The sequence below is a fragment of the Enterobacter sp. DNB-S2 genome, from assembly GCF_019443845.1.
Classification (GTDB): Bacteria; Pseudomonadota; Gammaproteobacteria; order Enterobacterales; family Enterobacteriaceae; genus Enterobacter; species Enterobacter asburiae_B.
Genome location: NZ_CP050520.1, coordinates 2541444 through 2555024 on the forward strand (window position 1 = coordinate 2541444; position 13581 = coordinate 2555024).

The following is a 13581-nucleotide window of genomic DNA, read 5'->3' on the forward strand; positions in this document are numbered from 1 at the left end:
CTAAAACCGTACCCATGCTTGATTATGCCCATCGCCAGCACCGTTCCGATAAGCGTCGCCTGTTTTTGCTGGTGCTGTTGCTCATTGTCGCCGCAGGCGTGAGCCTCTGCGCGGGCGACAGATGGATCGGGCCTGAAAGCTGGTGGGGGCCGGACGGGCAGCTCTTCGTCTGGCAAATTCGCCTGCCGCGCACCGTCGCGGTGGTTCTGGTCGGTGCCGCGCTGGCGCTGTGCGGTACCATAATGCAGGCGTTGTTTGATAACCCTCTGGCGGAGCCCGGGCTGCTCGGCGTGTCAAACGGCGCAGGCGTAGGCCTGATTGCGGCGGTGATGCTGGGTGGGGGAGAACTCTCCGGATGGAGTATTAGCCTGAGCGCTATCCTCGGCGCGCTGCTAATCACCGCGATCCTTCTTCGTTTCGCCAGACGGCACTTATCGACCAGCCGCCTGCTGCTTGCCGGCGTGGCGCTGGGGATCATCTGCAGCGCGCTGATGACCTGGGCGGTCTACTTCTCAACATCCTTTGACCTGCGTCAGCTGATGTACTGGATGATGGGCGGTTTTGGCGGCGTTGACTGGCAACAGGGCTGGCTGATGGCGCTGCTGGTGCCGGTCATCGTCTGGGCGGCCCTGCAGGCGCAGCCGCTGAATATGCTCGCGCTGGGTGAAACCTCTGCCCGCCAGCTCGGCATGCCGATTGGGTTCTGGCGTAATGTGCTGGTAATAGCCATTGGCTGGCTGGTCGGCGTCAGCGTGGCTCTGGCGGGCGCGATCGGCTTTATCGGGCTGGTGATTCCACACATGCTGCGCCTGTGTGGCCTCACGGACCATCGGACCCTGCTTCCGGCCTCGGCGGTTGCCGGGGCCGCCACGCTGCTGGTGGCCGATATCATCGCCCGGCTTGCCCTGACGGCAGCCGAGCTGCCGATTGGCGTGGTGACCGCCACGCTGGGCGCGCCGGTATTTATCTGGCTACTATTAAAAGCTGGACGTTAAAACAACTAGCCGTAAGACAACCTGAGGGAATGCTATGCAGACTGATATCCTGAATACTGAAGTGACCACCATTGATGGCGTTAACACCATGCTGGAAGGCTACAAAGGCAACGTGCTGCTTATCGTCAACGTGGCATCCAAATGTGGCCTGACGCCGCAGTACGAACAGCTGGAGAACATTCAGAAGGCCTGGGAGAAAGACGGTTTCACCGTGCTGGGCTTCCCGTGCAACCAGTTCCTGGGCCAGGAGCCGGGCAGCGAAGAGGAGATTAAAACCTTCTGCAGCACCACCTATGGCGTGACGTTCCCGATGTTCAGCAAAATCGATGTCAACGGTGAAGACCGCCATCCTCTGTATGCGAAGCTGATCGCTGCCGCGCCGAAGGCCGTTGCGCCGGAAGGAAGCGGTTTTTATGAACGCATGGCCAGCAAAGGCCGCGCGCCGCTTTACCCGGACGATATCCTGTGGAATTTTGAAAAATTCCTGATTGGCCGCGACGGCCAGGTCGTTCAGCGTTTTTCGCCGGATATGACCCCTGAAGATCCGATCGTCATGGAATCGATCAAGCTGGCGCTGGCGAAATAATGTCGTTGCTGATGCAGCTCACGGACGTTGCCGAGCGGGGACGTCTGGAGCCGATAACCGATATCGTCAATGCGGGCGAAATCCTGCATCTTGTCGGGCCAAACGGTGCGGGGAAGAGCACGCTGCTGGCGCGGATGGCAGGCATGACCGGCGGAGAAGGGCAGATAACGCTGCTGGAGCATACGCTCGCGGACTGGTCACCGGTCTCGCTGGCGCACCGGCGCAGTTACCTTGTGCAGCAGCAGGTGCCGCCCTTTGCGATGCCGGTCTGGCACTATCTGATGCTGCATTTGCACGACAAACAACAGACGGCACTGCTGACGGACGTTGCCGCAGCCCTGGGGCTGGAAGATAAACTGTCCCGGCATGCCAGCCAGCTTTCCGGCGGAGAATGGCAGCGGGTGCGTCTGGCGGCCGCTATTCTTCAGATCCACCCGGCAGGTAATCCTCACGGGCGAATGCTGCTTCTCGATGAACCCATGAGCGGTCTGGACGTGGCGCAGCAGGCGGCACTGGATACGCTGTTAAGCGCCCTGAGCCGAAAAGGTATCGCCGTGGTGATGAGCAGTCATGACCTCAACCACACCCTGCGTCATGCCCACCGGGTGTGGCTGCTGTCGCAGGGAAAGATGATCGCCAGCGGCGCGCGGGATCGGGTTCTTACGCCGCCCCATCTTGCCCGCGCGTACAACATGTCGTTCCGCAGGCTGGATATTGAGGGACATAAGATGCTGATTTCTACCGGGCAGACGTAACCGTTTCTTGCCTCTTAGCACAATTGCACGCTAAATTACGAAAAGAACAAAAAAAGCAGAGGATTCGTCTGAAAATGCGATTCTGGTTTCTCCTGATGGCCGCACTTTTTCTTGCGGGATGCAGTAGCCATCGTGCGCCGCCGCCTAACCCACGGCTTTCAGATTCGATCACCGTCATTGCCAGCCTCAACGATCAGCTGAGCAACTGGCGCGGCACGCCTTATCGCTACGGCGGAATGAGCCGCGGCGGCGTAGATTGTTCCGGCTTCGTTCTGATGACGTTCCGCGATAAGTTTGATTTACAGCTTCCGCGCGAAACGCGCAAGCAGGCCGAAATTGGCACTGAAATTGATAAAGACGATCTTCTCCCCGGGGACCTGGTTTTCTTCAAAACCGGATCGGGTGAAAGCGGTCTTCATGTGGGGATATATGATACAGACAATCAGTTCATTCACGCCTCGACAAGCCGCGGGGTGATGCGCTCTTCTCTTGATAATGTTTACTGGCGTAAAAATTTCTGGCAGGCACGACGTATATAGTCTTTGTCAGACACTTCTCTTATGACGGCATGGTATCTAATAAATCATGCCGTTTTTTCTCAAATAAGATGCTTAAAGTTAAATTTATCTAAAATTAGCGAATCCTGCATGTGTCTGTTTTATCTAAAACTGGCTATTATTCGGCAACCAGGATAAAATTATTTTAGATTCAGGGATAAATCTGAAAATAAATACGGAACTAATGAAATTAATCTTATTAAAATCAAGACAGTGGAATTGTGTCGGCAATTGCTCCAGGATGTCCTCTCTCATCTTTAATGCGGAGCGAGTGCAATGATTATTACGCTAGATAATGCTTACCAGTCTGAACTGCTGCTTCTGCCTGCTCGTAATAGCGCAGGGGAGCTTAAAGGTTTAGAGGTTCTGGTTAACTTTACTGGCGTCGGCAGCGATGTGCGGATCCCCACTGAGCTCGTTATCCCTCGGCTTTCAGCAGCTGAAGAGTTAGTGCTGTTTAACGAAAAATTGCAATTGCTTGATACCTGTAAACTGTTTTTTATTCAGCATCAGTTAATTGCATGGATCAATATTACACCTGCAATAGTTGAATTTTTATTAAGTAATGGAAACGCTGTTTCAATCCTTGAGCGTTACCCGTTTCTTGAGTTTACTGTTAATGAGAATTATCCAGGTTTAAATAACGGAAAGGACGATCTGCAGCTGGCGAGAATGGCAATCCATTTCCCGTTGGTCCTGGCAAACTTTGGCGCAGGTGCCGCATCGCTCAAAGCGGTCTATGATGGATTATTTAAACGGGTTATTCTCGACAAAGGCTTCATTCAGCAGCGTGCCCCGGAGCTCTCTTTTGAGCCCTTTATGCGCGCCATCCTCTGGCAAATCACGCCGCACTGCCAGTCAGTGATCGTCTCGGGCATTGACGACCACGGCCTGTTGCAACGCGTTTTGTCCTTCAATTTTGGCGCCATGCAGGGCGCACTCTGGCCAGCCGTCTCTGCGGAGCACGTTACATCGCTGGTTCAGCAGCGATAACCCTTGTTTTCGCCCGTGTTTAAGTCCGGGTAAACCCTCTACACTAAAAGCAGGAGGACTTATGACCCTGTCTTTTACTGCTCACTGGCATGACGAGTTGCCTGGCTTTTACACCGCACTCAAACCAACACCGTTACAAAATTCACGCCTTATCTGGCATAACGATTCGCTTGCAGAAGAGCTGGCCATTCCGCCTGAGCTGTTTCAGCTTTCAGAGGGCGCTGGCGTCTGGGGCGGTGAAACGCTTCTCGCCGGGATGCAACCTCTGGCTCAGGTCTATAGCGGACATCAGTTTGGCGTCTGGGCGGGGCAGTTGGGCGACGGCAGGGGGATCCTGCTCGGCGAACAACGGCTTCCCAACGGGGGAACGGTTGACTGGCACCTGAAAGGGGCAGGCCTTACTCCCTATTCGCGAATGGGCGACGGGCGCGCGGTGCTGCGTTCAACGATTCGCGAGTGCCTGGCGTCCGAAGCGATGCATGCCCTGGGTATTCCCACTACGCGCGCGCTGTCGATTATCACCAGCGATACGCCGGTAGCGCGCGAAACGGTGGAAAAAGGGGCAATGCTGATGCGTATTGCGCAAAGCCATTTGCGCTTCGGCCATTTCGAGCACTTTTACTATCGCCGCGAGCCGGACAAGGTTCGCCAGCTGGCTGATTTTGCCATTCGTCACCACTGGGCGCATTTGCAGAACGAGGCGGATAAATACGTTCTCTGGTTCAGGGATGTGGTTGCCCGTACCGCAAGCCTGATTGCCCGCTGGCAAACGGTGGGCTTTGCGCATGGCGTCATGAATACGGACAACATGTCGATCCTGGGGCTGACCTTTGATTACGGTCCGTTTGGTTTCCTGGACGATTATCAGCCTGGCTATATCTGCAACCACTCCGACTATCAGGGACGTTACAGCTTTGATAATCAGCCAGCGGTTGGCCTGTGGAACCTGCAGCGGCTTGCGCAAACCCTGTCGCCGTTCATCGACGTAGATGCCCTCAATGATGCGCTCGACAGCTATCAGGACATATTGCTGCGAGAATACGGCACGCTGATGCGCAACAAGCTGGGGCTGATGACGCAGGAGAGGGGCGATAACGACATTCTCAACGGTCTGTTTGCCCTGATGGCGCGCGAGGGCAGCGATTATACCCGTACCTTCCGGATGCTGAGCCAGACGGAGCAGCACAGTGCGGCCTCACCGCTGCGCGACGAGTTTATTGACAGACAGGCGTTTGACGACTGGTTTGCCACTTACCGCGCGCGGCTGCAGCAGGAGCAGGTAGATGACGCTGTCCGACAGACGCAGATGAACGCGACGAATCCAGCGATGGTGTTGCGCAACTGGCTGGCGCAGCGGGCGATTGAGCAGGCAGAGCAGGGTGAATACGACGAACTACACCGTTTGCATCTGGCGCTGCGCACGCCGTTTGCCGACCGGGATGATGACTACGTCAGCCGCCCGCCTGACTGGGGCAAGCGGCTGGAGGTCAGCTGCTCAAGCTAGCGATTTTGCCGGGTGGCGGCGTCGCCTTACCCGGCAAAAATTACTGCGCAACCCAGCCGCCATCCATATTCCACGCGGCGCCGCGAACGTTCACGGCGCCATCGCTGCACAAAAACAGCGCCAGTTCACCCAGCTGCTCCGGGGTAACAAACTCGCCCGAAGGCTGTTTCTCCGCGAGAAGCCGATCGCGAGCCAGCTCCGGCGGGACGCCTTCAGCGATGCGCTGGTCGATTTGCTGTTGCACCAGCGGCGTCAGTACCCAGCCCGGGCAGATGGTATTGGCGGTAATACCGGTGCGGGCGGTTTCCAGCGCCAGCGATTTCGTAAAGCCCACTACGCCATGCTTGGCGGCCACGTAGGCTGACTTCTCTTTTGAGGCAACCAGCCCGTGAACGGAGGCGATATTAATGATGCGCCCCCAGTTTTTCTCGCGCATGGCGGGCAGCGCCAGCCTGCTGGTGTGAAATACCGAGGAGAGGTTGATGGCGATAATGTCGTTCCATTTCTCCACCGGAAACGCGTCAACCGGCGCGACATGCTGTATTCCGGCGTTGTTGACAAGAATGTCCACGCCGCCAAACTGCGATTCGGCGTAGCGCATCATGGCTTCAATTTGCAGCACGTCACGCAGGTCCGCATCGTGATAGCCCGGCTTTTTGCCCAGTTGCGCAATCTCTTCTCTTGCTGATTCGCTGTCGCCGAAACCGTTGAGGATCAGCTGCGCCCCGGCCTTCGCCAGTACGCGGGCGATCCCAAGTCCAATGCCGCTGGTCGAGCCCGTCACCAGCGCGGTCTTACCGTTCAGATTCATCTTTCTCTCCTTACACAATGCCGGTCAGATAGAACACGGCAATGACAAAAAGCACTGCCAGACTTTTAATGAGGGTGATAGCGAAAATGCCGCCGTAGGCCTGACGATGGCTCAGGCCGGTAATCGCCAGCAGGGTAATCACCGCGCCGTTATGGGGAAGGGTATCCACCCCCCCGCTCGCCATCGAGGCCACGCGGTGCAGCACCTCAAGCGGGATATTGGCGGCGTGGGCGGCGGCGATAAACGAGTCTGACATGGCGGCGAGGGCAATGCTCATCCCGCCGGACGCCGAGCCGGTGATCCCCGCAAGCACCGTCACGCTGATGGCCTCATTCAGCAGCGGATTGGGGATGGCCGCCAGCGCTTTGGATAACACCAGGAACCCGGGCAGGGCGGCGATCACCGCGCCGAAACCGTATTCCGAGGCGGTATTCATCGCCGCCAGAATGGCACCGCTCACCGCGGTCCGGCTGCCTTCAGCCAGACGACCCCGAATATTGCGAAAGCCAAAAATCAGCACCAGCACGATACCGGAGATCAGCGCAGCCTCGACGGCCCAGATGGCGGTGATCTTGCCCACCTCGGTCACAATCGGTTTCGCCAGGCCGGGCAGAGTAAGCTCGTGGGTCGTGCCGTACCAGCCGGGGATCCAGCGGGTAAACAGCAGGTTCAGTATGCCCACCACAAGCAGCGGGGAGATAGCAATAAGCGGGTGCGGAAGGTTAATGTTATCCGGCGTCTCGGGTTCATTTTTCAGATCCGTGCCGTAGCCCTCGTTGTTATTGAACGCCTTACGACGCTGGCGCTCCAGCCAGAGCAGGCCAAAAACGATAATAAACAGAGAGCCGATAAGCCCCAGCCACGGCGCGGCCCAGGCGTTTGTGCCAAAGAAGCTGGTGGGGATGATATTCTGGATCTGCGGCGTGCCGGGCAGGGCGTCCATGGTAAACGAAAACGCCCCCAGCGCCACGGTGGCCGGGATCAGTCGCTTGGGGATGCCGCTCTGGCGGAACAGTTCCGCGGCAAAAGGGTAAACCGCAAACGCCACCACGAACAGCGACACGCCGCCGTAGGTTAACAGCGCGCACACCAGGACGATCACCGGAATGGCGTGGCGACGACCGAGGATCTGAATCGCGGCCGCGACGATAGATCGTGAGAAACCGGAAAGCTCAATCAGCTTGCCGAAAACGGCCCCCAGCAGGAACACAGGGAAGTAGAGCTTGACGAAGCCCACCATCTTTTCCATAAACAGGCCGGTAAACGTCGGGCCGACGGCACCCGGATCGGTCAGCAGCACGGCGCCGAGCGCCGCAATCGGCGCAAACAAAATAACGCTGTATCCGCGATAGGCCGCCAGCATCAGCAGCGCCAGCGCCGCCAGGGCAATTAACACGCTCATTACGACTCCTCACTTTAATTATTATTCGGGTATCAACGAGATGCTTAACGCTCGACGGTCAGAGCAATGCCTTGCCCGCCGCCCACGCACAGGGTGACGAGCCCTTTTTTGACGTCACGGCGCTGCATTTCGTACAGCAGCGTCACGAGGATGCGGCAGCCGGAGGCGCCAATCGGATGACCCAGGGCGATAGCGCCGCCGTTAACGTTCACCCTGCGCTCATCCCAGCCGAGCTGCTTGCCTACCGCCAGCGCCTGGGCGGCAAAGGCTTCATTGGCTTCAATGAGATCCACGTCATCGAGCGTCCAGCCCGCCCTCGCCAGCGCCGTCCGGCAGGCGCTGACCGGACCGATGCCCATTACCGACGGGTCAACGCCCGTCACGGCGTAGCTCACGATGCGACCGAGGATCGGCAAACCGCTCTCCCGCGCCTTTTCGCCGCTCATCAGCAGCACCGCGGCGGCACCGTCGTTGAGCGTCGACGCATTTCCAGCCGTCACCGTGCCTTCCGCCTGCAAAAAGGCGGGGCGCAGCTGCGCCAGCTGCTCAGCGGTAGTGCCAGGCCGGGGCTGTTCGTCACGGCTGACGATAACCGGCGGTTTTTTGCCCTGTTTTACCGTCACCGGCGCTATCTCGGCGTCAAACCGACCCGCTTCGATGGCAAAGGCCGCTTTGTGCTGCGACCGGGCGGCGAAGGCGTCCTGCTGCTCGCGGGAAATGGCATTCTCACGGGCGACGTTTTCAGCGGTGATCCCCATGTGGTAATCGTTGAACGCGTCCCACAGCCCGTCGGTAATCATGCTGTCCTGCAGGCCCGTATGGCCAAAACGCAGCCCTGAACGCGCGCCGTCCAGCAGATAGGGGGCGTTGCTCATGCTCTCCTGACCGCCAGCGATGGCCACGTTCGCGTCGCCGCAGCGGATCGCCTGCGCGGCGAGCTGCACCGCTTTTAGGCCCGCGCCGCACACCAGGTTGACCGTTGTCGCCGGCGTGCTGACGGGTAATCCGGAGGCGATGGCCGTCTGACGCGCGGGGTTTTGCCCGCATCCCGCCGTCAGCACCTGTCCGAAAATCAGTTCATCTACCTGTTCTTCGCGAAGATCGCTGTTCTCCAGCAGGTGCCGCACCGCGACGGCCCCCAGCTCAACCGCTGAAAGGGACGATAGCGAGCCGCGAAAACTGCCAATGGGGGTTCGCGTTGCCCCGACAATTATGACTTCTTTCATCGTGAGTCCTCAGTTGAAGCGCATCTCGCGAACGTTGTCCGCCACAATCATTTTCCCGGCTGTCTTAGCCGCAATTTCGTCGATGCTGACGCCGGGGGCGTATTCCCGCAGGATGAACGCGCCGTCCTCGATCTCCAGTAATGCGAGGTCGGTGAGGACCCGACGGATACAGCCCGCGCCCGTGAGCGGCAGCGTGCAGCGCGGCAGCAGCTTAGACTCACCGCTTTTCGAGGCGTGGGTCATCACCACAATGATGTTCTGCGCCCCGGCGACGAGATCCATCGCGCCGCCCATGCCCTTCACCATCTTTCCGGGGATCATCCACGAGGCGATATTGCCCTCGACGTCCACTTCAAACGCGCCCAGTACGGTCAGATCCACATGACCGCCGCGGATCATGGCAAACGACTGGGCCGAGTCGAAAATGGCCGCGCCGGTGCGCGCGGTTACGGTCTGTTTACCGGCGTTGATCATGTCGGCGTCAAGGCTCTGCTCGTCAGGAAAAGCCCCCATCCCCAGCAGTCCGTTTTCTGACTGGAGCATCACATCCATCCCGTCCGGAATGTAGTTCGCCACCAGGGTAGGGATGCCGATCCCCAGGTTGACGTAATACCCGTCGCGCAGCTCGCGGGCGACGCGCATGGCCATCTGTTCACGGGTTAACATCGTCAGACTCCTTCCGCGCGCAGGGTGCGCTGTTCAATGCGTTTTTCAAACTGGCCGACAATCAGCCTGTCGACGTAAATTCCCGGGGTATGAATGGCCGACGGGGGCAGCTCGCCCGGGGGAACTATCTCTTCCACCTCGACGACCGTTATCCGGCCCGCCGTTGCCATCAGCGGATTAAAATTTTGCGCGGTATGCCGATAGACAACGTTGCCGTACCAGTCCGCTTTCCAGCCCTTAATGAGCGCGAAATCGCCGGTAATGGCCTCTTCAAGGATGTAGTGCTTCCCCGAAAACTGGCGCACGTCTTTGCCGGCAGCCACGGGCGTGCCGTAGCCGGTGGCCGTGTAAAATGCCGGAATGCCCGCGCCGCCCGCGCGCACCTTTTCCGCCAGCGTGCCCTGAGGCGTGAGTTCAATCTCCAGTTCGCCGCTCAGCACCTGCCGCTCGAACAGGGCGTTCTCGCCGACGTAAGAGGCCACCACTTTGCGAACCTGCCGCGTTTCGAGCAGTATCCCGAGACCGAAACCGTCCACGCCGCAGTTGTTTGATACCACCGTCAGATCTTTCACCTGACGGCGTCTGACCTCTGCAATCAGGTTCTCCGGAATCCCGCACAGGCCGAAGCCGCCCGCCAGCAAGGTCATTCCGTCCGTCAGCCCATCCAGCGCCTGCGCATAGCTGCCGACGCGCTTGTCCAGTCCCGCCATAGTTATCCCTCCCGTTATCCGTGCCGGTATCATTAGGGGCGGCGACTCATTTGTTAATTTTGAATTTGTGACCCACTCATTTGGTTTTTTTATTAATTTACTGTTAACTAAATTTTTTCAATTAGTTAACAGGATGAAAAATGAGAATGAGTGTCAAACAGTTACGCGCGTTTTTAGCGGTAGCTCACACTCTCAATTTCGCGCACGCCAGCGAACGGCTGAATCTTTCCCAGCCGGCCCTGAGCCTGACGATTAAAGCGCTGGAGGATGCGCTCGGTGGACCGCTGCTGCAGCGGAGCACGCGCAAGGTCGCGCTGACGCAGGAGGGAGAGACGTTTTTGCCGATGGCGCGCCAGCTGCTTGCCGACTGGGATAACGTCGAAGAGGCGATGCACCAGTGCTTTACCCTGCAGCGCGGTAAAATTTCGGTTGCGGCCATGCCGTCGTTTGCCGCGAATGTCCTGCCCGAGGTGCTAAAAGCGTTTCGCGATCGCCATGCCGGGATCAACGTCACCGTGCATGATGTCATTAACGAGCAGGTGATAGAGATGGTGCGGGAAGGGCGGGTCGAGATGGGCATCGCCTTTGAGCCCGCGCCAACGCATAACCTGCTGTTTACCCCGCTGGGCCTCGACAGGTTTGTGGCCATTGTGCCGAAAGATTCCTCGCTGGCAGGCAAGAAGCGCCTGTCATGGGAAGAGCTGCTGACGCTGGATTTCATCACCCTGCAGCGCCCTTCGGCGGTACGTCTGATGATGGAGGAGGAGCTGGCGCGAAGCGGCAGAAAGCTGGACGTGGCGCTGGAGAGTCATCAGCTGGTGACGGTCGGGCGAATGGTCGCGAGCGGGCTGGGCGGCAGCGCCGTTCCGGCGCTCTGCGAGGCGCAGATGACGGCGCTGGGCGCGGTCTGTATTCCGCTGGATAACCCGCCGATAGAAAAGTGCATTGGAGCGATCCATCCAGGACACACGCAGCTCTCTAAAGCGGCGCATGCCCTGCTGGAAACGCTGAAAGATTTTTACCAGCCGGGTCAGGCGGTGCGATCCGGCTGACCCGAAGGCTTCAGAAGCGGGTATCCACCGCAGCTGCCAGCTTTTCCAGCAGCAGTTCGCTGTCTTCCCAGCTCAGGCACGGGTCGGTGATCGACTGGCCGTAAACCATCTGCTGTCCGGCAACGATTTTCTGCGTGCCTTCTTTGATAAAGCTCTCAGCCATAATCCCTGCAACGGCGGTCGAGCCGCTGCGGATCTGCTGGCAGATCTCATCGCAGACGTCCAGCTGGCGGCGATGCTGCTTCTGGCAGTTGCCGTGGCTGAAATCCACCACCAGATGTTCCGGCAGGTCGAACTCGGCCAGCGTTTCACAGGCCGCCGCAATATCCTGGGCATGGTAATTGGGTTTCTTCCCGCCGCGCATAATGATATGCCCGTAAGGGTTACCGCTGGTCTGGTAGATGGTCATATGACCGCTCTTGTCCGGCGACAGGAACATGTGGCTGGCACGGGCAGCGCGGATGGCATCAACCGCGATACGGGTGTTGCCATCGGTCCCGTTTTTGAAGCCGACCGGGCAGGAGAGGGCAGAGGCCATCTCACGGTGGATCTGGCTTTCGGTGGTGCGCGCGCCGATCGCGCCCCAGCTGATCAGATCGGCGATAAACTGCCCGGTCACCATATCGAGAAACTCGGTCGCCGTCGGAACGCCCAGCTCGTTGACCTGTAAAAGCAGCTTCCGCGCAAGCTCGATACCGTGGTTAACGCGATAGCTGCCGTTGAGGTCAGGGTCGGAAATCAGGCCTTTCCAGCCCACCACGGTGCGCGGTTTTTCAAAGTAGGTGCGCATCACGATCTCAAGGCGATGCTGGTACTTATCCCGCAGTCCCTGGAGTCGTTTTGCATAATCCATCGCGGCATCCAGATCGTGGATGGAGCAAGGCCCAATCACCACCAGAAGACGTTTGTCTTCACCGTTCAGGATTTTTTCAATGCGGCGGCGGGAGGCCGTCACATGTTCCGCGACGGCGGCGGAAACGGGATGCCGCTGTGCCAGTTCAGCCGGCGTGACCAGGCTGTCAATGCGCGCAGTGCGGAGTTCATCGGTTTTATTCATGGAATGTCTCAGAAAATTTTTGCTTCATCGGCAGACTACCGGGAAGTGATGGGCATCACCTTAAACCAATCCCTGCTGATTTCAAGTTCGGGGCGACACCGCCCCGTGGTTGCAGATGATGATACCTGAATCTGAGTTAATGTACTAGCATATTAGTACATGCGGCGATTAAGCCCCATGATGTCGAGAATTTTGGTGGCAATTTCTTCAACCGAATAGTTGGTGCTGTTCAGCCACGGGATCTGGTTTTTGCGGTACAGCGCTTCCACTTCGGAGACCTCCATCCGGCACTGGCGCATGGAGGCGTAGCGGCTGTTCTCGCGACGCTCCTCGCGGATGGCCGCAAGGCGTTCAGGGTTGATCGTCAGGCCGAACAGCTTGTGCTGCAGCGGCTTAAGGGCGGCGGGCAGCACCAGGTTATCCATATCGTCGGCGATAAACGGGTAGTTTGCGGCGCGAATGCCAAACTGCATCGCCAGATAAAGGCTGGTCGGGGTTTTGCCGCAGCGCGACACGCCAAGCAGGATCACCTGCGCCTGGTCGAGATTTCGCAGCGAAATACCGTCGTCGTGGGCCAGGGTGTAGTCGATAGCGGCGATACGCGCGTCGTACTTGGTCAGGTTGCCGGGGTTCAGCCCGTGGGTTCGGTGGGCAATCGGGGTCGGGTCGAGCTTAAGCTCGCTCTGCAGCGGCGCCACCAGCGCCTGCACGATATCCTGGCAGAAGCCTTCACTTTGCAGAATGATGGAGCGAATCTCGGGGATCACGATAGAGTAGAACACCAGCGGGCGGACGCCGGTCTGCTGGTAGATGGCGTCAATCTGGTCCTTCACCGCTTTGGCGCGGCTCTCGTTTTCGACAAACGGCAGCGTGATGCTGTTAATCGAGACGGGAAACTGCGACATCACCGCGTGGCCCAGCACCTCGGCGGTGATCGCCGTACCATCAGAAATATAAAAAACGTGGCGATCGACAGCACTATCCATTTTACTCACCCTGAATATCAGACCTAATTGTCTGAAAGCATAAATTAAAAAAGTAAATTACACAGCAAAGAACTTATCCTAATTATGAATGAAACGCTGTTTTTGATTTTCCTGAAAAGTGGATTTCATTTTTCAAATAGCGACTTTATTTTTGGGGTTTCTGGCTGAATATAGAGGAATCATCGGGTTAATCGTTGATGGGAAAGTATCCGAAAAGTTGAAATTTTAAATTGCTTACACGATTCACCGTTTTTTTAGCGGAAATAAATATGCCAGTATAA

The 13581-nt window shown here is 57.9% G+C and carries 14 protein-coding genes; 7 read left to right on the forward strand and 7 right to left on the reverse strand.

The window, feature by feature from the left end:
- The first annotated feature begins 14 nt into the window (after positions 1-14).
- The 6 genes from btuC (at position 15) to selO (ending at position 5390) form a co-directional block, all read left to right on the forward strand.
- On the forward strand, positions 15-995 hold the full coding sequence (gene btuC, locus HB664_RS12095) for a vitamin B12 ABC transporter permease BtuC (RefSeq protein ID WP_219939514.1): 981 nt from the start codon (positions 15-17) through the stop codon (positions 993-995).
- A 34-nt stretch (positions 996-1029) separates the two neighbouring features.
- Positions 1030-1581, forward strand: coding sequence for a glutathione peroxidase (locus HB664_RS12100; RefSeq protein WP_219939515.1), 552 nt, complete (start codon positions 1030-1032; stop codon positions 1579-1581).
- Positions 1581-2336, forward strand: a complete 756-nt coding sequence (gene btuD, locus HB664_RS12105) for a vitamin B12 ABC transporter ATP-binding protein BtuD (protein WP_219939516.1) — start codon at positions 1581-1583, stop codon at positions 2334-2336. The genes HB664_RS12100 and btuD overlap by 1 nt, the downstream gene beginning before the upstream one ends.
- Before the next feature lie 74 nt (positions 2337-2410).
- Complete coding sequence (locus HB664_RS12110) at positions 2411-2875, forward strand: NlpC/P60 family protein (protein ID WP_008500650.1); 465 nt, start codon at positions 2411-2413, stop codon at positions 2873-2875.
- 294 nt (positions 2876-3169) lie between these two features.
- Positions 3170-3886, forward strand: coding sequence for an EAL domain-containing protein (locus HB664_RS12115; RefSeq protein ID WP_032657851.1), 717 nt, complete (start codon positions 3170-3172; stop codon positions 3884-3886).
- Between the two features lie 61 nt (positions 3887-3947).
- Complete coding sequence (selO, locus tag HB664_RS12120) at positions 3948-5390, forward strand: protein adenylyltransferase SelO (protein WP_143347194.1); 1443 nt, start codon at positions 3948-3950, stop codon at positions 5388-5390.
- A gap of 40 nt (positions 5391-5430) precedes the next feature.
- On the opposite strand, the gene HB664_RS12125 is transcribed toward selO, so the two are convergent.
- Genes HB664_RS12125 through HB664_RS12145 form a run of 5 tightly spaced genes read right to left on the reverse strand, consistent with a single transcriptional unit; the run spans position 5431 to position 10205 of the window.
- Positions 5431-6201, reverse strand: coding sequence for a 3-hydroxybutyrate dehydrogenase (locus HB664_RS12125; protein ID WP_143347193.1), 771 nt, complete (start codon positions 6199-6201; stop codon positions 5431-5433).
- Positions 6202-6211: 10 nt separating this feature from the next.
- On the reverse strand, positions 6212-7603 hold the full coding sequence (locus HB664_RS12130; protein WP_219939517.1) for a GntP family permease: 1392 nt from the start codon (positions 7601-7603) through the stop codon (positions 6212-6214).
- Positions 7604-7647: 44 nt separating this feature from the next.
- Positions 7648-8829, reverse strand: a complete 1182-nt coding sequence (locus HB664_RS12135) for an acetyl-CoA C-acetyltransferase (protein WP_219939518.1) — start codon at positions 8827-8829, stop codon at positions 7648-7650.
- Positions 8830-8838: 9 nt separating this feature from the next.
- Positions 8839-9495, reverse strand: coding sequence for a CoA transferase subunit B (locus HB664_RS12140; RefSeq protein WP_039262087.1), 657 nt, complete (start codon positions 9493-9495; stop codon positions 8839-8841).
- Between the two features lie 2 nt (positions 9496-9497).
- Positions 9498-10205, reverse strand: coding sequence for a CoA transferase subunit A (locus HB664_RS12145; RefSeq protein WP_064672329.1), 708 nt, complete (start codon positions 10203-10205; stop codon positions 9498-9500).
- A 140-nt stretch (positions 10206-10345) separates the two neighbouring features.
- Here HB664_RS12145 and HB664_RS12150 point away from each other — a divergent pair, with 140 nt between their 5' ends.
- Positions 10346-11257 (forward strand): LysR family transcriptional regulator, encoded by a 912-nt coding sequence (locus tag HB664_RS12150; RefSeq protein ID WP_167819314.1) that lies wholly within the window; start codon positions 10346-10348, stop codon positions 11255-11257.
- A 10-nt stretch (positions 11258-11267) separates the two neighbouring features.
- Here HB664_RS12150 and aroH read toward each other — a convergent pair whose 3' ends face one another.
- The gene (gene aroH, locus HB664_RS12155) at positions 11268-12314 is read right to left on the reverse strand and encodes a 3-deoxy-7-phosphoheptulonate synthase AroH (protein ID WP_008500645.1); all 1047 of its coding nucleotides are present in this window, start codon (positions 12312-12314) and stop codon (positions 11268-11270) included.
- Positions 12315-12466: 152 nt separating this feature from the next.
- Entirely contained in the window at positions 12467-13300 is an 834-nt protein-coding gene (locus HB664_RS12160; protein ID WP_023311315.1) for a pyruvate, water dikinase regulatory protein, read from the reverse strand.
- Positions 13301-13581 lie beyond the last annotated feature (281 nt).

Excerpts from the sequence above, each read along its gene's own strand:
- btuC (WP_219939514.1), top strand. The coding sequence starts at position 15 with ATGCTTGATTATGCCCATCGCCAGCACCGTTCCGATAAGCGTCGCCTG.
- HB664_RS12100 (WP_219939515.1), top strand. The coding sequence starts at position 1,030 with ATGCAGACTGATATCCTGAATACTGAAGTGACCACCATTGATGGCGTT.
- btuD (WP_219939516.1), top strand. The coding sequence starts at position 1,581 with ATGTCGTTGCTGATGCAGCTCACGGACGTTGCCGAGCGGGGACGTCTG.
- HB664_RS12110 (WP_008500650.1), top strand. The coding sequence starts at position 2,411 with ATGCGATTCTGGTTTCTCCTGATGGCCGCACTTTTTCTTGCGGGATGC.
- HB664_RS12115 (WP_032657851.1), top strand. The coding sequence starts at position 3,170 with ATGATTATTACGCTAGATAATGCTTACCAGTCTGAACTGCTGCTTCTG.
- selO (WP_143347194.1), top strand. The coding sequence starts at position 3,948 with ATGACCCTGTCTTTTACTGCTCACTGGCATGACGAGTTGCCTGGCTTT.
- HB664_RS12125 (WP_143347193.1), bottom strand. The coding sequence starts at position 6,201 with ATGAATCTGAACGGTAAGACCGCGCTGGTGACGGGCTCGACCAGCGGC.
- HB664_RS12130 (WP_219939517.1), bottom strand. The coding sequence starts at position 7,603 with ATGAGCGTGTTAATTGCCCTGGCGGCGCTGGCGCTGCTGATGCTGGCG.
- HB664_RS12135 (WP_219939518.1), bottom strand. The coding sequence starts at position 8,829 with ATGAAAGAAGTCATAATTGTCGGGGCAACGCGAACCCCCATTGGCAGT.
- HB664_RS12140 (WP_039262087.1), bottom strand. The coding sequence starts at position 9,495 with ATGTTAACCCGTGAACAGATGGCCATGCGCGTCGCCCGCGAGCTGCGC.
- HB664_RS12145 (WP_064672329.1), bottom strand. The coding sequence starts at position 10,205 with ATGGCGGGACTGGACAAGCGCGTCGGCAGCTATGCGCAGGCGCTGGAT.
- HB664_RS12150 (WP_167819314.1), top strand. The coding sequence starts at position 10,346 with ATGAGAATGAGTGTCAAACAGTTACGCGCGTTTTTAGCGGTAGCTCAC.
- aroH (WP_008500645.1), bottom strand. The coding sequence starts at position 12,314 with ATGAATAAAACCGATGAACTCCGCACTGCGCGCATTGACAGCCTGGTC.
- HB664_RS12160 (WP_023311315.1), bottom strand. The coding sequence starts at position 13,300 with ATGGATAGTGCTGTCGATCGCCACGTTTTTTATATTTCTGATGGTACG.